Origin of the sequence: Blautia aquisgranensis (assembly GCF_040096615.1) — a bacterium.
Classification (GTDB): Bacteria; Bacillota; Clostridia; order Lachnospirales; family Lachnospiraceae; genus Blautia_A; species Blautia_A aquisgranensis.
In genome coordinates, this window is the sequence record NZ_JBBMEJ010000025.1 from 19,016 (window position 1) to 36,611 (window position 17,596).

Here is a 17,596-nt window from a genome sequence, read left to right on the forward strand (position 1 = left end):
CTCATGGTATCGCAGAATCATTGTTTTGTCAAGGATAGTACGCTATGATGATTGCGGTTGGTAATTTCGTACCGCACAGTACCTTGACAAGTGAATGACCGTCCAAAAGGGATATGACCGGCAGGAGAAGTGACGCATTCGGCGCACCAATGCAGGGAAACACCGCAGGAATGGGGCAGGAAAACGGCTTTTGGGGAGAACGGCAACAGGAAGCATTTTAACCTATTTGATTTATGGGAGGAACAGAATGAACGATAAAAAGAGATTGAACAGCTACGAGGATTTACCGCTGGTTCTGGATGTGGCGGACATTCAGCGGATTATGGGAATTTCAAGAGCGAGCGCCTATGAGCTGGTACACACACCCGGCTTTCCAGCGTTCCGCAGGGGCAGACTTATCAAGGTCAGCAAAATTGCTTTCTTTGAATGGATGGCAAAAGGCTCCGAAACCGTACCGGGAAGCGACAAATAAGCGTGAGGTATCATTCCCTGACTTGCAATACTGCCGCACTTTCCAAAGGGGCATACAGAGGGAAAAAAACTTAAAAATGATACCGAGACGCTACATCAAAACAGCCTATCTGCGTACATCAGATAGAAACGGAGAAAGGAGCCGGTTATGGCAAGAATGAGTAACAAGCGGCGGTTGGAATGGTCTTTCTTCTTAAATGACCGCAGCCGTATCACTTACAACGAACTGTGCCGGAAATGCCAGCACGAATGTAAACAGAGCTTCCGGGCGGTTGTGGTTGACTGCCCGAAGTATCTTTCCAAGCGTTCCAAGAAAAAGGACAAGACTGCCGGAAACGGCAAAATCCCTTAGGAACTAAGGGCGCACTTCTATACATAGTCTAAAGACCATGTATCGTGCGTCCTGCGGAGCTTACCTCTGCCGCTGATAAAATCAGCAATCCGAGGTCTGCGTTCGCTTCGCTCCGACAAGGTGGCTACACCCCCTTGCGCCGCTAAAGCGGCTATCCCCTGTGTACCCGCCGCAAAGAGAAATCCGCTCTGCGGTTTTCCCTTTTCATCGGGTTTTATAGAAGCACTGACACACGGACTGTCTGCGGATGGTCTTTCTTTATCTTATCAGCAAAGGATGTGAGAACATGGAAAAATCTTTGGAACAGTTGAAGCAGGAATATGAAAAAACCACTGTCCTGCTGGAACAGGAAAAACGGAAAATGCAGCGTTTGAAAAACCGGCAGGCGTATCTGGAAAGCGGTTCCCGGAAACAGAGGACGCACCGGCTGATTACCCGTGGGGCAGCTATTGAGAGCATTGCACCACAGACAAAGGAGCTATCCGAAGCGGAATTTTATTCCCTCATGGAAAGCATTTTGAATCTGCCGCAGGCGGAGCATTTCATCCGGTCTGCCACAGAGAACCACGCCCGTATTTCCGGGCAGGAGAAAGGCGGTGACTAAGGATAGCACTTTATCATTTTTCAATCGCACAGATCAAGCGCAGCGCCGGTCAGAGCGCCATTGCCAGCGCAGCCTATCGAGCCGGGGAGCGTCTTTACAGCAGCTACTATGGAGAAGTCAGCGACTACACCAAAAAGGGCGGCGTGATCGCTTCGGAAATCATGCTGCCGCCCCATGCGCCGGAAATATATCTTGACCGGGCGACCCTCTGGAATGCTGTGGAGAACTGCGAGAAACATCCAAAAGCACAGCTTGCCTATTCCTTTGATATTGCCATGCAGAATGAATTGACGCTGGAAGAAAACATGGAACTGGCGAGGAAGTTCGTGCAGGAGCAGTTTGTGGCAAAAGGCATGATTGCCGATCTTGCTTTTCACAGCCCGGAGAAAGAGGACGGCGGTATCCCTAACCCGCATTTCCATGTGATGACAACCATGCGCCCTTTGAACCCGGATGGCACATGGGGACAAAAACAGCGGCGGGAATATCTTCTTGATGAAGATGGAAACCGAATCCGGGATAAAAACGGCGATTATATGTTTAACGCTGTCCATACAACAGACTGGCATGAGCCGGAAACGCTGGAACACTGGCGGGAGCAGTGGGCGGCTGCCGTTAATACAAAATTTGAGGAAAAAGGGCTGGATGTGCGTATCGACCACCGTTCCTATGTGCGGCAGGGGCTTGACCTGATACCTACTGTCCACGAGGGAGCTAATGTCCGGCAGATGGAAGCAAAGGGCATCCGCACCGAGAAAGGGGAACTGAACCGCTGGATTAAAGCCACCAACCGGCTCATGCAGGATGTGAGGAAGAAGATCAAAGCCCTGTTTGTCTGGATGGCAGAGGTAAAAGAAGAACTTTCCAAACCGCAGACACCGAGCCTTGCCGACCTGTTGATCGCTTATTACAACCAGCGCAACGCAGGGGCATGGAGCAATAAAGCCAGAACCGGAAACTTAAAGCAGTTTGCCGAAGCCGTCAATTATCTGACGGAAAACAAGCTGCTCACATTAGAGGATTTGCAGGAGCGTCTTTCCTCTGTCAACGAAGAATTTGAAGCGTTAAGCGACTCCATGAAAAAGAAATCTGCCCGGATAAAGGAATTGCAGGAATTGATACGGGAGGGCGAGAATTACCAGCGGCTAAAACCTGTTCATACGGAATTGAACAATATCAAGTTTAAGAAACAGAGGGAGAAATTTGAAACATCCCACGATGCGGAGTTACGGCTGTTTTATGCCGCCCGCCGTATTTTGAAAGAAAAACTGGACGGAAAACCCATTGCCCTGAAAGCATGGAAACAGGAATACGCACAGTTAAAAACAGAGTATGCCGAACTGTCTCCGCAGCACAAGCCACTCCGGGAGGAAGTCATACGGCTACGGCAGGTGCAGAACGCCGTAGATACCGCACTGCGCCGGAGGGAGCAGCCACAGGCAGTACAGAGAAAGAAACATGAGATGGAGCTATGATATAACCGGCAGCTTTACCGCTACCAGTATTTTTATGGAGGGAGCATTTGAATGTATTTGAAGCGGTGAAACAGTCTGTTACCACCCGGCAGGCTGCTTCATTCTATGGAATCCGGGTGGGGAGAAACGGCATGGTCTGCTGTCCATTCCACAATGACCGCACGCCCAGCATGAAAGTGGACAGCCGCTTTTACTGCTTCGGCTGCGGGGCTTCCGGGGATGTGATCGACTTTGCCGCTTTGCTGCATGGATTGGGGAAACGGGAAGCTGCGGTCAGGCTTGCGGAGAACTTCGGCGTTTCCTATGAGAAATCCGGCAATGCGCCGCCAGATAGGAAGCGTCACAACAGGTCACAGCCCCGACAAAAATCAGCGGAGCAGAGATTTCAGGAAACGGAACGGTATTGTTTCCGGGTGCTATGCGATTATCTGCGCCTGCTGGAGCATTGGAAAACAGCACACGCCCCACAGCCGCAGGATGCCATCTGGCATCCTCTTTTTGTGGAAGCGTTGCAGAGGATAAGCTACACAGAATACCTTTTGGATATTTTGTTATACGGAGAAATAGAAGAAAAAGCGGCATTGATCGCCGCACAGGGAAAGGAGGTGTTGCGGCTTGAACAGCGAATTTCAGAGCTTGCCGCCGGAAACGCAGGAAGCGGTCAAAAGGACGATGGACACAATGGAACCGGCGCAGACACCGGCAGAAATCCGGGAAACATTAGAGGGGACGCAGAAAGGCGGCGTGAAGAACAGCATCCGAAACTGCCTGACGGTGTTCCAGCGTGACCCTCTGTTTCGCGGGGCGCTGCGCCTGAACCTTTTGACGGAGCAGATTGACATTGTGAAGCCGCTGGGCTGGGAGCGCACCAGTACCACGCTGACCGACATGGACATGAACTACCTGCTTTTGTATCTGGAAGAAAATTACGGGCTTACCAGCGAGAAAAAGGTGCAGAGCGCCATCAAGATTGTTGCCAATGAAAACCGCTACCATCCAGTCAGGGATTACCTGAACAGCCTGCAATGGGACGGCACAGAGCGCATCCGTTACGCCCTGCATCACTTTCTGGGAGCCGATACGGACGAATACACCTATGAAGCCTTGAAACTGTTCCTGATGGGAGCCATCCGGCGGGTATTCAGACCGGGGAGCAAGTTTGAGGTCATGCTCTGTCTGGTTGGTGGTCAGGGAGCCGGGAAATCTACCTTTTTCCGGCTGCTGGCAGGCAGGGACGAATGGTTTTCAGACGATTTGAAAAAGCTGGACGATGAAAATGTGTACCGCAAGCTGCAAGGGCATTGGATTATCGAGATGTCGGAGATGATTGCCACAGCCAACGCCAAGAGTATTGAGGAAATCAAGTCATTCTTAAGCCGCCAGAAAGAAACCTACAAAGTGCCGTATGAGACACATCCGGCAGACCGGCTGCGGCAATGTGTATTTGGAGGGACGACCAACCGGCAGGACTTTTTGCCCCGTGACCGCACCGGCAACCGGCGCTTTCTCCCCGTGACGGTGTACCCGGAACGGGCGGAGGTTCACATACTGGACGATGAAGCGGCGGCGAGGGCGTATATCGAACAGATGTGGGCGGAAGCCATGACGGTTTATCGCAGTGGGAAGTATAAGCTGTCATTCAGCATAGAAATGAACCGATACCTGAACGCCCACCAGCAGGACTTTATGCAGGAAGACACACAGGCCGGCATGATCTACGCCTATTTGGAGGACTACACCGGCGACAGGGTATGTTCCAAGCAGCTTTATGAGGAAGCGCTGGGGAACTTAAATTCCCCGGCAGACTGGGAGACACGGGCAATCTGCGAGATTATGAATACCGGCATTGCGGGCGGCATCATACAGGGCTGGGTAGCCTACAAAAGCCCGAAGCGGTATAAGAAATACGGTTCTCAAAAAGGCTGGGAGCGTGTCAACCAAGCTCCGCCGGAGGGGGACGGTTTTCAGGAAATCACGGAAGAAGAAGCCCGGCAAATGGAACTTCCATTCTGAAAAGCCACCGGTTGACAGTTTGGTTGACGCTTTGGTTGACAGCCGGTTGACGGGGAAAAGCCTGATATTTGGGGCATTTCTCTCCTTTGTCAACCATGTCAACCAAGAAATCAAAGAAAAAGTAAAAAGTAATAATAGAGCGCCTATGGATTGTTTTCAAAGTCTTTTCTGCCGGTTGACACGGTTTGGTTGACACGGAGACAGTCTGCGGCTGTACACCTGTCTGACATTCCCTTGTCGGGCATATTTCATTTATGGAGGTAACTGCCTATGGCAAAAAGCAAAAACGAGAGCAATAACAAAAACAGCGGCACCCTGCTTACCGAAAAAGACGGCACCCAGTATTTTGTCATGGGGAAAGTCCGTATCAAGGTATCGGAGCATTTCGCACAGGATGGGAAGCCGCTTGACAGCCTGCTGGAAGATGTGATCCAGCACGCTGCCGCCGCTTCCTGAAAAAATACGGAATAACGACTGTCAATCAGCCCACGCTTATGATATACTTGTACCAGCGAGTATTGTATAAGCGTGGGTTGTTTCTTTTAGAAGGAGGATTTTTAACCGTGAAACAACCATACAATACAACGATTTATAACACTGCACTATATTTGAGATTGAGCCGTGACGATGAATTACAGGGGGAAAGCGGCAGTATCCAGACCCAGCGCATGATGCTTAGACAGTATGCCGCAGAGCATGGGCTGACCGTTGTAGACGAGTACATTGACGACGGATGGAGTGGGACAAATTTCGAGCGTCCAAGTTTCCAAAGGATGATTGATGACATCGAAGACGGGAAAATCAACTGCGTTGTCACAAAGGACTTATCCCGTCTGGGAAGAAACTATATCCTGACCGGTCAGTACACGGAAATCTATTTCCCCAGCAAGGGAGTACGCTACATTGCCATCAATGACAATGTGGACACCATCAACGGAGAAAGCGAGCTTGCACCGTTCTTAAACATCCTGAATGAAATGCACGCCCGACAGACCAGCAAAAAGGTCAAGGCTGCCATGCACACAAGATTTGCCAATGGCGCACACTATGGAGCCTATGCACCGCTGGGCTATGTAAAAGACCCGGACAAAAAAGGTCATCTTCTGATCGACCCGGAAACACGCTGGATTGTAGAGAAGATTTTTGACCTTGCTGTACACGGGCGTGGAGCCGCCAGCATTACACGGATTCTGGTGGAGGAAAAAGTACCTACCCCCGGCTGGCTGAACTATGAAAGATACGGGACTTTCGCCAATATCTACGCCGGTGCGCCCGCAGAAAAAGCCTATGCGTGGACGATAGCACAGGTCAAGAGCATTTTGAAAGAGGAAACCTACATCGGTCACAGCATTCACAACAAGCAGAGCAACATTTCATTCAAGAACAAGAAAAAGGTGCGGAAGCCGCAGGAAGAATGGTATCGTGTGGAAAATACCCACGAAGCCATCATTTCTGAAGAAGTGTTCCAAAAAGTTCAGGAGCTGATTGCAAGCAGACGCAGGAAACGCAGAAACGGTACGACACAGATTTTCGCAGGATTGATAAAATGTGCAGACTGCGGATGGTCTTTAGCCTATGGGGAAAACAAGCAGAATAAGAACCCATACGGGTACTACCATTGCAGCAAGAACGGGCAGGGATTACGCCAGTGTTCCATGCACTATATCCGCTATGATGTACTGTATGCCTATGTGCTTGCAAGACTGCAATACTGGTCTATGCTGGCACAGAAAGACGAGGACAAGCTGCTGAAACGCCTGCTCAATGCCAGCGACAGGGAAAGAAACTCTGCGAAGAAAAAGCAGGCTGCGGAGCTGAAAAAGGCAGAGAAGCGTAAAGCCGAGGTTGACGGGCTGTTTGCTAAAATGTATGAGGACTGGTCTGCCGGACGCATAACCGAGTATAACTTCAATATGCTGTCCGAGAAGTACCAGAACGAGCAAAAGGAGCTTGAAACAAAAATAAGACAGCTTCACGAAACGATGGAAGCCGCCGTACAGACCGCAGCGGATGCTGAAAAGTGGATTGCCCTGATGAAACAGTATGTCAACCCTGTGGAGCTGACCGCCGAACTTCTGAACACTCTAATTGAAAAAATAACCGTCCACGAAGCTGTCAAGGGCGAGGACGGAAGCCGTGAGCAGGAAGTAGAAATCTACTACCGCTTCATCGGCAAAATCGACTGACCTTTCTTTTTTACCCAACAATATCTTTAATTAAGGGAGACGGGAAAATCACTACCTGATATTGTAAGCATCATAAGAATGAGTGAATTATATGATTTAAGCCTGGACGAATTATTGAAAGGAGATGCGACATTGCTTAATAAAATTGAAAGAGACATGAAAGTAGCCAAAGCTGAAAATAACGTTATCAAATTTGCATGGATATCTATTGTAATCGGTGTTGTTATGATTATTCTTGGGAATGTATTTGACGACAATCCGTTCATTGATTTTATTTCGGCTGCATCGCCATGGGTACTTCTTGGATTAATGGTGCTATTTGCCATATTGTATCTTAATAAAGAAAATGACAATTAGAGAGATGAGCTTATAATATGCAAGTCAATCAGTATAGCATTCGCTTTATTGAAAAGGACTTGCATATTCTCTACAGATGTATTATTATAAAGCTAACGAATGATAGCCTACAGGCTATTGAATGATTGTTTTAATGGAGAATGACAATGGGCACAAATAGAAAAGAAGAAATCATTCTGACAACGTTAGAGTTAGCCGCTGAAAAAGGACTTGCAGGAGTTTCCATGAGCATGATTGCTGATAAGATTGGTATCAAAAAGCCATCGCTTTATAAGCATTTTTCATCAAAGGAAGAAATTGTGGAAACAATGTATCAGTTCCTCAGAGAACAGTCCAAGAAAAATGCCAATATAAAACCTGTGGATTTCAGCCAACTTTTTCAAGGAAAAACTGCATACGAAGTATTGCAGGGAGTGGTGCAGGGTTATGTCAATATGAATCATCAGGAAAAGTTGCTTACATTTTATAAGGTTATATATTCTGAGCGTAGCATCCAGCCGATGGCAGCAAGAATCGTTGCGGAAGAAACTGAGAGAATGATCATTGCAACAAAACAGCTATTTTATGCAATGGAAGTACATAAGCTACTTCATTTTGAAAATGCAGATATGAGTGCATTAAGCTTTGCAATGACAATTCATGGTCTGATGGACTACGAATTGGATCAGAAGTATGGATACGGCAAAGAGGAGCATACAGAGAATAATCTTATAAATGACTATCTGAGCTGGTTTTGCAAAGAAAATAGTGTGGGAGATGGTGATTAACATGAAGAGGGATTTTATCAATTATTGTGGATTGCTTGGAATTGTTGCGTTTCTTTCTTATACGGCAGCGGTTGTCTTTTCGCCATTGGCTTATTCTGGATATAACTGGATGGCGCAGGCGGTCAGTGACCTTAGTGCGGCAAATGCTCCTTCTCTTAGTTTATGGAATCAGCTTAGCAGCCTTTACAATGTGAGTACATTGGTATGTGCGATGATGGTATGTGCAGGGATACAGGGAAGAGGAAGCAGAATCTTAAGGCTTGGAATTTATCTTTTTACCGTTATGGAATGGGTATCTGCAGTAGGATTTAGCATGTTTCCTCTGAGTGATAGTGGTTATGCTGGAACTTTTCAGGATCGAATGCACATCTATTCAACGATTGTAGTTGTTTTGTTATCAATTATATCGCTTGTGCTGATTATAATTGCAGGCATCAAGGATAAGGAATACAGGTTATATGGAGCTTTTGCCGGGATTGCACTTGGAATGATGTTAGTCGGAGCTATGGGAATGAATATTGTACCGAAAGAGTATTTTGGAGTTGTGGAAAGATTCAGTGTATTTGCAGCGGTTGGATATAACACAGTGTTAGGTGTGCAGTTGTTTCGGATGAAACCAGCAAAATAACAAGGAGAGTGATCGTATGAAAGCCATCATATCAGATAAATGGATTTTGTGTCCTGATTGTGGAGCAAAAACCAGGACACAGATATTGGAAGATACAGAGTTGAAGCATTTTCCGCTGTTTTGTCCTAAATGTAAAAAGAATTTTATTATAGATGTAAAAAATCGAATCGTGGATTATCAAACAGACACCAGACGCTAAGACGCAGAGCATATGAAATAGTTGCCCTGCGTTTTTTCTTGCTAAAAATGAGGATAAGGCAGTAATTATCCAGAAATACTCTTTTTACAGTTCAAAAAGCTGAAAAAGCATAGAAAATATGCAGATGTGACGATTCGTATCGCATATGTTACTGGTCGTTTCTTTTCATTTTTTATGGTGTCTGTTACCTTCAAAACAGCTCATGAGCAATATGGTAAAGAGAAAGGACAAATATAATTATGAAAAGTGGAAGAAAAACTTTTAGTGGTGGATTAGCAATACTGTTGAGCTTTGTGATATGGACTGTTCTGATTCAGACAGTTGATGTGAAGCCGGAAGGAATATTCGGTACAAATGTCGGATTTGCAACAGTTAATACATGGTTTCATAACCTGACGGGTGTTCATATGAAAATTTATACAATCACAGACTGGCTTGGTCTTGTTGCTGTATTTGTATGCATGGGTTTTGGACTGTTGGGATTATGTCAGTGGATAAAAAGAAGAAGTCTCTTAAAAGTCGATTTTGATATCCAAATGCTTGGTGTGTTTTATGTTATTGTGATTTTGGAGTATCTGATTTTTGAGATGATACCGATTAATTACAGACCAATTTATATCGAAGGAAGAATGGAAGCATCGTATCCATCGTCTACAACACTCCTTGTGCTAAGGGTAATGCCGACCTTAATATTTGAATTGAAAAGGCGGATGAAGAAAGGACTTGTGCGAAAAATACTTATATTTCTGACAGCATCATTTAGTCTTTTTATGGTAATCGGAAGAACTGTTGCAGGAGTTCACTGGCTGACAGATATTGTTGGTGCAATCCTGCTAAGTACAGGTTCTTATCTGATATATAAAGCAATCGTTTTGATGGATCACAGTTCAGACCGTCCAGATAATATTCTTCTCTCAGTATCATATGCCCTTCTTCATCAAGAATCGGTTTTTGCGTATACTCGTTGTGCTGGAAGATAAGATACCGTTCCGATTCTCCATAGTCAGAGTTTTTGCTTGCGATATGTTTAATTACTGCCATGAAAATCACCTGCCATTTTCATCACTTCATATTTCATTTCATAAATATCCCGAAGGGACTTTCTGATTTCATTTTTCATTTCAGTGGAGATAATTCCACCCTGGTTAAAATACCGGGCAATCTGATTTAGATTGCTGCCAATTTTACCAAATTCACCGATTAACTTTTTGATTTCAGCAACATCAGCAACAATTTCAAATCGGGCATTTACCTGTCCTTCCATAGTCTGCGTTCTCATATATTCCGAAATGCTCATTTCCGCTTGTTCCGCCGCATTTTCTATGATGGAAAACTCCGTATCAGTCAGGCGGATAGTCACCCGGTGTTCTCGCTTCATATCTGTTTCTTTTGGTGGTCGTGTCATTCAATGCTCCTTTCTTGGCGTAAAGGTTCTGCCGGGAAAATAGAAAATTCACAGTGAGCTGTGAAAGCAAGTGATGAAAAATCATCACGTTGTGACCATGAAAATGGGAACCAATACACATATCTTTTGATTGTGGTCGAGGGTATGGGGAAACGAAATCCCCATCAAGTTGGCAAGGCAGAAAAAATCCCGAAGGGGTTTTTGTCTGACATTGTGAAACTTGCTCTAAAAATGATTGATTTATATATAAGCCGATTCACAGAAAAAAGGAGAAGGACAGTCGTTACTGTTCAAGGGCTAACTGGACTTAAGAAAACCGATGGTGTAAACTGGGAAACAGTTAAAGCCATCGGTTTTCTTTATCCAAATATCCTGGACACTCTGTCAAATATATTTTCTGGTTCTTCTAAGCGCATCAAAACAAGCATGCTCATGCATTGGCAGAGGTAATCGATGCTCTCGAAACTTCTGAATGTCACGGCCTGCGCCTGTTTCCGCTTATAATTCCTTAGAAGCCTTTCTGCTTCATTATTAGTGGCAGGTACCCGGAGATCATGCAGGAACAGCAGATGGTTCTGCATATATTTCTCCATTCTCAGAAATAAATTATACCCGTCTCTATAGTAATCGTTTGCCGGAACATCTTCATATTCCTTCCGGGCGGTTTCCAGTATCTTACGGTATCTTTCTTCGAATTCAGAGACCTTACAGGGATCCGGTTCCTCAGACGGCTGTAATCCATTCCGGAAATGGATCATTTCCTGTACCAGTGAATGCATATCTTTATTCCAGGTACGGTCCGGCTCATTATCCATGCTGCCTTTCAGATAGCGCAGCACATGGGCAAGGCATTCCTGATGATCCGTTCCATAATTATAAAAGGTCCGGTCATGATCGTGTACAAGGATCCCCTGGTAATCTTCAGTGACCGTGCCCTTTACCCCTTCATGCCCTTTTTTCTCACGGGCAAAATACAGGGCTTTTCCGTCCGGCGTTGCGCAGACATATATCTGGCAGCCCTTTCCGTTTTCCCTGCCATTTGTACAGTCTGTATGCATGACAGGGGAAAGCAGCATATCTGCATAAGCAGACCTGCGCTCAGCTTCCGTTTTTAAGGCAAACGCCCTGCTGAGTCTGCTCACCATTCCTTTTGAGATATTCAGTTTTCCACCGGTCAGGTCTGACAGAAACTGTCTGCTCTTATCGATCGATGTACAGCAGTCATTGTTAATAAGAAACAGAAATGCCCGGATGCTGCCGTCATAATTCACATCATCAATGACTCCGGCCGGAAATGGAGCATGAACGCGTTCTCCCGTCTGACTGCTATAATAAACATCTGCATGATATTCTGTTACATCCAGGAGCATGCGGATGCCTACCCGTTGTTTTATGATCGTTTTTGGTGTCTTTTTAAAAGAATTGTCTTCCAGGACTATTTCCGGAGGCGGGAGAAGGACTGCCGGCCGGGTCGGCTCCTGTTTTTTGCGGCAGTGTCCCTTATGGCCTGGCTGGCCTCCGGGTTTCCTTCCGGTCTTTTCCCTGCTGTTCGTGATCTTTTTCTTCCGGAGTGTTTTGGAAGAAGGGATAGAGGAATTTTCATAATCACGGTTTATCTGTGCACGGAGTTTCAGATTTTTTCCCTGTTCTTCTTCCAGCCTGACTGCTGTTTCATAAAACTGGTGCTGGAGTTCTTTTACCTTATCCAGTGCATCATCCCTCTGTTTTTCTGCTTTCAGGGCGCGCTTTTCCATCTCCTGGAGCTCCTGTTTCGTTTTCTTCTGCATTTTTTCAAACTCCAGAAGCATATCTTCCAGTACCTGGAACCAGTAATTACGGACACGTATCGTTTCCTTATGGGCATCCGCCGCTTCTTTCTGCAGTTCCAGGATCCTGGATCCATATCCCCTGCATTCCTTCTGATGAAGCTCTTTCAGCCGGACATATCTTTCTCCGGATTCCAGTTCTTTATTTCTGGTCTGTGCAGCTTTCAGGCGGCACAGGAGTGTAATACGGTCATAAGCATCAGGCATACTTTTTCACCCGGCATAGTTTTATCTGTCAGACGCCGCTGATAATATCTGTGATCTTTGAAATATGGTCTTCCAGAAATTCGATCATTTCTTTCTGCTTCTGGATAAACTCTTCCTGGATCTCAATCTGCTTGAGATAACCGTCAAGAAGTTCATCACGTTTTCTAAGTTCTTCTCTTAAATCGATGTTCATAAGCCGTCCTCTCTTTCCTGACAAAAGTATAGCAGAAACACAGAAAAAAAGCGAACTGCCGGAAAGGATACTTTCGTCAATCTGACTGTGGATAAGGTACCAGTCTTACAATAAAAAAGCAGACATAATCAGATGATATCCGTTAAAAAATATGCCTGAAAGATAATCTTTTGTGTATAAGCTTTCAGAAAAGGAACAGCAGAAAAAACTATAAACACAGTTTTTTCTGCTGAACATGATTATCCACAATATAAAAAAATAAAAATTCGTCACTTTTTACAATGACTTATGCATACCCTTGAACAGTAACAGGCAATCGTATGGATCATTTTTTTTACATCCAGTGGTTTGGCCAGATGTGCGTTCATACCACAGTCCAGTGCATGGCGTACATCCTCTGCAAAAGCATTAGCGGTCAGTGCGATGATGGGAATGGAAGAAGCATCCGTCCTGTCAAGCTTCCGGATCTGGCGTGTGGCCTCGTATCCGTCCATCAGAGGCATCATAATATCCATAAGTATCACATCAAATGTCCCCTCGGGGTGACGGGAGAAAAGTTTTACAGCTTCCCTGCCATTGGATACTGCAGTTACCACAGCACCTTCCTCTTCAAGGAGTACCTGTGCCACTTCTCTGTTTATTTCATTATCCTCTGCCAGCAGGATCTTTATGCCCTGAATGGAGTTTCGCTCAGATTCTGGCTCAGAAGAGATATCCGTTTCTTCTGCCTCTTCAAATGGCAAAGTGATCACAAAAGTACTTCCGATACCCGGAGTACTGGAAATCTCAATGGTACCACCCATCTGTTCAAATAGCGCTTTGGCAATGCTCATACCCAGTCCGGTGCCATGATATACACTTCGGGCATCCATATTCTCCTGAGTAAAGGGTTCAAAGATCTTCTCCAGATATTCTTTGTTGATGCCGATTCCCGTATCAGAGATCGTCCATCTGCAGACCAGCTTATGATCATGGGAAGGGAGAGCATGGATCTCCGTATGGATTGCCCCATTTTCTCTGTTGTATTTGATACAGTTACTGTAAATATTCATCATGGCACGACGGAGGTGCAGAGGGCTGCCGTATACAAAGGGATGTTCGTATATCTCCGGTGCGATATGAACGGTGAAATCAATGCCGTTTTTCTGTGCCTGCATATCAATCAGCATCTGTGTCTCTTTTTCATATCTGATCAGATCAAAAGGTTCATGGTTGAGTACAAGTCCGCCCTCCTCGATCTTGGACATATCCAGTACATCATTGATAAGAGAGAGCAGATGACTGGCTGAAATGAATGCTTTTTCACGATTACTTTTCAGGAATCCGATATCATTTTCGTGCTTTTTATCAATTTCCAGCAGACCAATGATCCCATTCAACGGCGTACGCATATCGTGGGACATACGGGAAAGAAAATTGGATTTCTCTGCATTGGCACGTTCGGCAGTATCAAGAGCTTCTTTGAGAAGCTTCTGGTGTCTGATTTCTGATTCCACCACATCGTCCACATTCAAAAATCCCAGAACAATGATACCGGAGTCTTCGTTTTTGATAAAGCGGAACTGATAATAATGGATACCATCCCTGTCATTTATCCGGTAATTCCCCTTGTATTCGGACTGACCGGACAAAACACTCATTACATTATCCAGTTCCAGTGATTCTTCCAGCATTGTACGGTCATCCGGATATACACGCTGCCGGATATAGTCTGAGAGGAAAAGATCATAGGGGTATGTATTGTTGTGTTTTTTGTCCGGAGCAGGGACATCGCGGTCTTCCTGCTTGATCACAGAGAGAGTTTTTTCTCTGGGATTGATCAGGTATACGTTCAGGTAGTTGCTGCTCAGTGTCTGGACAATACTTACCTGTGTCTCATAGGCTTCCTGTGTTCTGGTGACATCCTCACCGTAGAGGATTGCTTCCAGATGGTTATTGGAAGGATTGAGCAGCAGTCTTGTCACATATTTGGAAAGCCTGGTTATATTGTCATCGTAGAGACAGCGGGAAACTCTGGTGACCTCTACCTGACCGTCCTCGTAGCTTTTCATCAGGGAACTGCGGCAAAATGCGTTGATGAAATCGTTTCTGTCCTTTAATACCGGTATAAAAACAGCAGTCTCTGCAATAAAATGGTCAATGGAAGCGTCAGCATCTATCTTATAGGCCAGAGCAGAAGTGCCTCCGATCTTCAGAATCTTATCATCTGTAAGGTCGAGATGAAAGTAGCCGGCAGCATGGGTAATGGATGCCAGAAGAGAGTGGAGCTGATTTTCATAGATTTTGCGTGCTGTCACATCATTGTCTTCACAGGCCACTGCAATTACGAAATCCCGATAGTCATCGGCGTTTCCGTTTCTGGCAATGAGCAGATAATAGTAATGGACAGTATCTGTGACAACCCTGAAATGGAATTTGAAAGAGGCTTCCTGAGAAAGTCTTTCCCGCAGGGTTTCATAATTCAGGTGTCTGGACACATAGGAACGCTCATCCGGATGAATATATTTCTGGATGAGAAAATTAAATGACAGCTTATAGTCTGCATTATCTTTAATATCCGCAAAAGCATCAGTAAATCTGGAACGATATACGGAGATTTTCCCGGTTTCCCGGTTTACGCCATAAACAGACATGTAGTCAGAAGCAAGCAGGTTGATGGCACCCAGCAGACGGAGAGAGTTCTCACCTGTGGGAATAGACTTTGACAGGCTTTCTCCTTCGGCTACTGTGCTGAATACAAGTGCATGTCCTCTGCTACCGTCGGGCTGTACAGTCTCTACTGCATCAACTGTCTCATAAATATGACGGATCGGATCCAGGTAGGTCTTTGGCCCCTGTATCCCCAGTGCTACAGGGCAGGGCGGGCATGGGGAATCAAGCCCCATAAGTGCCTTATAGCATTTCACTCCCGGCTGGAGATTGGGGTACAGTTGTTTGGCAGTGTCGTTATAGCTTAGGATATTATAGTCTTTGTCTATGCTGTAATATCCGGATGAGTGTGTGTTCATAATTTTATACTCCTGGTGTTTAGTGCTTTAAAGTATACTCTTTTTACCAAAAAATAGCAATGATAATGGACGAATTTGTAAAGGTTGTACAATGTTTCGGTTACTGTTCACTCCGTTCTCAGTAACACGCTTCGCGATGCACAGAATTTATGCTAACCGCATAAATTCGCGCTGTATGTCTCGGGATTTTGGCATATTCATGCCAAAACGCCTCGCGGGATAGTAGCGTGTGAACAGTAACGGACAGTCCGGATACATAAGAGATTTTTTGAATAAATTGTTGATATTTTAAATGTCATGTGGTAATCTAATCATAGACCGTAGGAAGGCGTGGGTAATGCCCGAATCCAAATATTCCATTGGCGGGATTAAGAATGGTATATCCATTCTTTTTTTTACTATGAAAGAGGGTGCTGCAAATGCCGAATACCGAGTTACCAATGGATTTAGAATCCCAGGTTGTATTAATGAAAAAATATATCACTTTTCGTCAAAGAAAAAAGATGAGAGAATTTCTTGGTTATGCCATACTTTATTCATCAACTCCTTTACTTCATTCATATCGTCCTGATAGATGTTTCCGGTACTGTTTACCCGCTTTGCAATCGGATTCAGACTTGAGCTGATTCGTCCAAGCTCTGTATTATAATTTCGCAGATAACTGTAATCGACATCATACACATATCCATATAAAATCGGTTTGCGTAAAAAGGCTGACATGCTTTTCATGCCGGATGCTTTGAACTTGGTATTGAGAATGTACTGCTCATCATCACTGAGATAAAATTGCGCCGGATTGGTGCAGTTTCGGTTTGCCATTGTGCCACGTCCTTTCTAAATTTGGGTACAAAAAAACTGCTGTAAAATGTTCGATTTTTACAACAGTCTGTTTCGTGTTTTATTCAATTTTGGGTGTAACCACCCATAGCAAATTGTAGCAAAAACGGCAGGAAAGGTCAATGCATTTCGACGGTAAAATGAAGAATAACCGAAGAAAAATCGAGAGAGGGTTAGGGATACTTTCCTATGGAAATTCAACCACACAGACGATAGGAAAGTGTGGGGGATTTCGCCTGTGTCATGACATAGGCAGTGCTTGCTATGTATCTTTTAGGCACTCACGAAGGGCGTGCCGATAGTTGATTACTTAGGAAAGTAGTACTTTTATGGAAGACATGGTTAGCATAAATGTGTTTCGCTCCATTCTTTCATCTGCACTAAAATTGGGACAAAACTTTCGGCTAATTCTGTAAGAGTGTATTCTACCCTGGGAGGTATTTCTTGATAAATCTGACGATTGATCCACCCGTCATTTTCCAATTCCCTTAACTGTTTGGTAAGCGTTGGTTTTGTGATTTCATTGCCAAATATTGCTGGGATATCCTCAGTATCATAGTGGCGATAACGAGTGCAGCTATTGTAATTTACTTTGGAGAATGGATTAAAAACGCTATTCCGATAAATCTCATGGTATTCCTATTACTATCACATGTTATTTATATTGGAATTCGATGTTATGTGAAAGGCTGGATGGTAGAACGGGGATATTTTTAAAATCTAATTTGTTCATTGGCATTATTTATATTTACTTTCATACTAATATATATTATCATATTAGCATGAAAGGAGAATCTATATGACTCAATTTGAAAAAATAGATTTGTTATTGCGTGAATGTGGAGGGACAATTCAGACATTTCAAGTCCTAAATAATGGAATTAGTAAGTCTGTGTTTTATGCCTATGTGAAGGAACGAGGATTAGAGCAAGTTTCTCATGGTGTGTATGTATCACCTGATACGTGGACAGATGCGATGTTCCTTTTGCAATTGCGTTGTGGTCAAGCTGTATTTTCTCACGAAACTGCATTGTTTTTTCATGATTTAACGGACAGAGAGCCTTTGAA

19 protein-coding genes and 3 pseudogenes are annotated in these 17,596 nt (G+C 44.8%); 15 read left to right on the forward strand and 7 right to left on the reverse strand.

Going from position 1 to position 17,596, the window contains the following annotated elements:
* Positions 1 to 247 precede the first annotated feature (247 nt).
* From WMO28_RS15255 to WMO28_RS17180, 13 genes and pseudogenes are all read left to right on the forward strand, one after another.
* On the forward strand, positions 248 to 472 hold the full coding sequence (locus tag WMO28_RS15255; RefSeq protein ID WP_005362423.1) for a helix-turn-helix domain-containing protein: 225 nt from the start codon (positions 248 to 250) through the stop codon (positions 470 to 472).
* A 147-nt stretch (positions 473 to 619) separates the two neighbouring features.
* Positions 620 to 823 carry a hypothetical protein gene (locus WMO28_RS15260; RefSeq protein ID WP_004614949.1) on the forward strand — a complete coding sequence of 68 codons (204 nt, stop codon included), beginning with the start codon at positions 620 to 622 and terminating at the stop codon, positions 821 to 823.
* Between the two features lie 286 nt (positions 824 to 1,109).
* On the forward strand, positions 1,110 to 1,427 hold the full coding sequence (locus tag WMO28_RS15265) for a DUF3847 domain-containing protein (RefSeq protein WP_008816380.1): 318 nt from the start codon (positions 1,110 to 1,112) through the stop codon (positions 1,425 to 1,427).
* A 2-nt stretch (positions 1,428 to 1,429) separates the two neighbouring features.
* Positions 1,430 to 2,902, forward strand: coding sequence for a MobQ family relaxase (gene mobQ, locus WMO28_RS15270; RefSeq protein ID WP_412364070.1), 1,473 nt, complete (start codon positions 1,430 to 1,432; stop codon positions 2,900 to 2,902).
* A 47-nt stretch (positions 2,903 to 2,949) separates the two neighbouring features.
* Positions 2,950 to 3,690: a CHC2 zinc finger domain-containing protein gene (locus WMO28_RS15275; protein WP_115714956.1), complete on the forward strand. Its 741-nt coding sequence runs from the start codon at positions 2,950 to 2,952 to the stop codon at positions 3,688 to 3,690.
* Positions 3,575 to 4,915: a virulence-associated E family protein gene (locus tag WMO28_RS15280; RefSeq protein WP_115714955.1), complete on the forward strand. Its 1,341-nt coding sequence runs from the start codon at positions 3,575 to 3,577 to the stop codon at positions 4,913 to 4,915. Before WMO28_RS15275 ends, WMO28_RS15280 begins: the two co-directional genes overlap by 116 nt.
* Positions 4,916 to 5,185: 270 nt before the next feature.
* Complete coding sequence (locus WMO28_RS15285; protein ID WP_004849804.1) at positions 5,186 to 5,371, forward strand: hypothetical protein; 186 nt, start codon at positions 5,186 to 5,188, stop codon at positions 5,369 to 5,371.
* A gap of 107 nt (positions 5,372 to 5,478) precedes the next feature.
* Entirely contained in the window at positions 5,479 to 7,101 is a 1,623-nt protein-coding gene (locus WMO28_RS15290; protein WP_008791695.1) for a recombinase family protein, read from the forward strand.
* A gap of 78 nt (positions 7,102 to 7,179) precedes the next feature.
* Complete coding sequence (locus WMO28_RS15295) at positions 7,180 to 7,458, forward strand: hypothetical protein (protein WP_349057546.1); 279 nt, start codon at positions 7,180 to 7,182, stop codon at positions 7,456 to 7,458.
* Positions 7,459 to 7,604: 146 nt separating this feature from the next.
* Positions 7,605 to 8,225, forward strand: coding sequence for a TetR/AcrR family transcriptional regulator (locus WMO28_RS15300; protein WP_349057547.1), 621 nt, complete (start codon positions 7,605 to 7,607; stop codon positions 8,223 to 8,225).
* A gap of 1 nt (position 8,226) precedes the next feature.
* Positions 8,227 to 8,853, forward strand: coding sequence for a DUF998 domain-containing protein (locus WMO28_RS15305; protein WP_349057548.1), 627 nt, complete (start codon positions 8,227 to 8,229; stop codon positions 8,851 to 8,853).
* 16 nt (positions 8,854 to 8,869) lie between these two features.
* Entirely contained in the window at positions 8,870 to 9,052 is a 183-nt protein-coding gene (locus WMO28_RS15310; protein ID WP_349057549.1) for a cysteine-rich KTR domain-containing protein, read from the forward strand.
* A gap of 677 nt (positions 9,053 to 9,729) precedes the next feature.
* Positions 9,730 to 9,858, forward strand: a pseudogene (locus WMO28_RS17180) (hypothetical protein); the annotation flags it as partial.
* A 70-nt stretch (positions 9,859 to 9,928) separates the two neighbouring features.
* Here the strand turns inward: WMO28_RS17180 and WMO28_RS15320 are convergent.
* From WMO28_RS15320 to WMO28_RS15350, 7 genes and pseudogenes are all read right to left on the reverse strand, one after another.
* Positions 9,929 to 10,093, reverse strand: a pseudogene (locus WMO28_RS15320) (relaxase/mobilization nuclease domain-containing protein); the annotation flags it as partial.
* The gene (locus tag WMO28_RS15325; RefSeq protein ID WP_349057550.1) at positions 10,080 to 10,457 is read right to left on the reverse strand and encodes a plasmid mobilization protein; all 378 of its coding nucleotides are present in this window, start codon (positions 10,455 to 10,457) and stop codon (positions 10,080 to 10,082) included. The pseudogene WMO28_RS15320 and the gene WMO28_RS15325, both read right to left, overlap by 14 nt.
* A gap of 359 nt (positions 10,458 to 10,816) precedes the next feature.
* On the reverse strand, positions 10,817 to 12,490 hold the full coding sequence (locus WMO28_RS15330; RefSeq protein WP_349057551.1) for an IS66 family transposase: 1,674 nt from the start codon (positions 12,488 to 12,490) through the stop codon (positions 10,817 to 10,819).
* Positions 12,491 to 12,518: 28 nt separating this feature from the next.
* The gene (locus WMO28_RS15335; RefSeq protein WP_008703957.1) at positions 12,519 to 12,683 is read right to left on the reverse strand and encodes a hypothetical protein; all 165 of its coding nucleotides are present in this window, start codon (positions 12,681 to 12,683) and stop codon (positions 12,519 to 12,521) included.
* Between the two features lie 269 nt (positions 12,684 to 12,952).
* Positions 12,953 to 15,691, reverse strand: coding sequence for a response regulator (locus WMO28_RS15340; RefSeq protein WP_349057552.1), 2,739 nt, complete (start codon positions 15,689 to 15,691; stop codon positions 12,953 to 12,955).
* A gap of 480 nt (positions 15,692 to 16,171) precedes the next feature.
* On the reverse strand, positions 16,172 to 16,510 hold the full coding sequence (locus WMO28_RS15345) for a plasmid mobilization protein (RefSeq protein ID WP_349057553.1): 339 nt from the start codon (positions 16,508 to 16,510) through the stop codon (positions 16,172 to 16,174).
* A gap of 360 nt (positions 16,511 to 16,870) precedes the next feature.
* Positions 16,871 to 17,050 (reverse strand): annotated as a pseudogene (locus tag WMO28_RS15350) (winged helix-turn-helix transcriptional regulator); the annotation flags it as partial.
* A 36-nt stretch (positions 17,051 to 17,086) separates the two neighbouring features.
* On the opposite strand from WMO28_RS15350, the gene WMO28_RS15355 reads away from it, so the two are divergent.
* Complete coding sequence (locus WMO28_RS15355; RefSeq protein WP_349057554.1) at positions 17,087 to 17,245, forward strand: DUF6040 family protein; 159 nt, start codon at positions 17,087 to 17,089, stop codon at positions 17,243 to 17,245.
* Between the two features lie 82 nt (positions 17,246 to 17,327).
* On the forward strand, positions 17,328 to 17,596 hold a 269-nt coding region (locus tag WMO28_RS15360), incomplete at its 3' end, for a type IV toxin-antitoxin system AbiEi family antitoxin domain-containing protein (RefSeq protein ID WP_435376670.1).

Excerpts from the sequence above, each read along its gene's own strand:
- WMO28_RS15330 (WP_349057551.1), bottom strand. The coding sequence starts at position 12,490 with ATGCCTGATGCTTATGACCGTATTACACTCCTGTGCCGCCTGAAAGCT.
- WMO28_RS15255 (WP_005362423.1), top strand. The coding sequence starts at position 248 with ATGAACGATAAAAAGAGATTGAACAGCTACGAGGATTTACCGCTGGTT.
- WMO28_RS15300 (WP_349057547.1), top strand. The coding sequence starts at position 7,605 with ATGGGCACAAATAGAAAAGAAGAAATCATTCTGACAACGTTAGAGTTA.
- WMO28_RS15325 (WP_349057550.1), bottom strand. The coding sequence starts at position 10,457 with ATGACACGACCACCAAAAGAAACAGATATGAAGCGAGAACACCGGGTG.
- WMO28_RS15340 (WP_349057552.1), bottom strand. The coding sequence starts at position 15,691 with ATGAACACACACTCATCCGGATATTACAGCATAGACAAAGACTATAAT.
- WMO28_RS15295 (WP_349057546.1), top strand. The coding sequence starts at position 7,180 with ATGAGTGAATTATATGATTTAAGCCTGGACGAATTATTGAAAGGAGAT.
- WMO28_RS15345 (WP_349057553.1), bottom strand. The coding sequence starts at position 16,510 with ATGGCAAACCGAAACTGCACCAATCCGGCGCAATTTTATCTCAGTGAT.
- WMO28_RS15310 (WP_349057549.1), top strand. The coding sequence starts at position 8,870 with ATGAAAGCCATCATATCAGATAAATGGATTTTGTGTCCTGATTGTGGA.
- WMO28_RS15305 (WP_349057548.1), top strand. The coding sequence starts at position 8,227 with ATGAAGAGGGATTTTATCAATTATTGTGGATTGCTTGGAATTGTTGCG.
- WMO28_RS15260 (WP_004614949.1), top strand. The coding sequence starts at position 620 with ATGGCAAGAATGAGTAACAAGCGGCGGTTGGAATGGTCTTTCTTCTTA.
- WMO28_RS15265 (WP_008816380.1), top strand. The coding sequence starts at position 1,110 with ATGGAAAAATCTTTGGAACAGTTGAAGCAGGAATATGAAAAAACCACT.
- WMO28_RS15285 (WP_004849804.1), top strand. The coding sequence starts at position 5,186 with ATGGCAAAAAGCAAAAACGAGAGCAATAACAAAAACAGCGGCACCCTG.
- WMO28_RS15335 (WP_008703957.1), bottom strand. The coding sequence starts at position 12,683 with ATGAACATCGATTTAAGAGAAGAACTTAGAAAACGTGATGAACTTCTT.
- WMO28_RS15280 (WP_115714955.1), top strand. The coding sequence starts at position 3,575 with ATGGACACAATGGAACCGGCGCAGACACCGGCAGAAATCCGGGAAACA.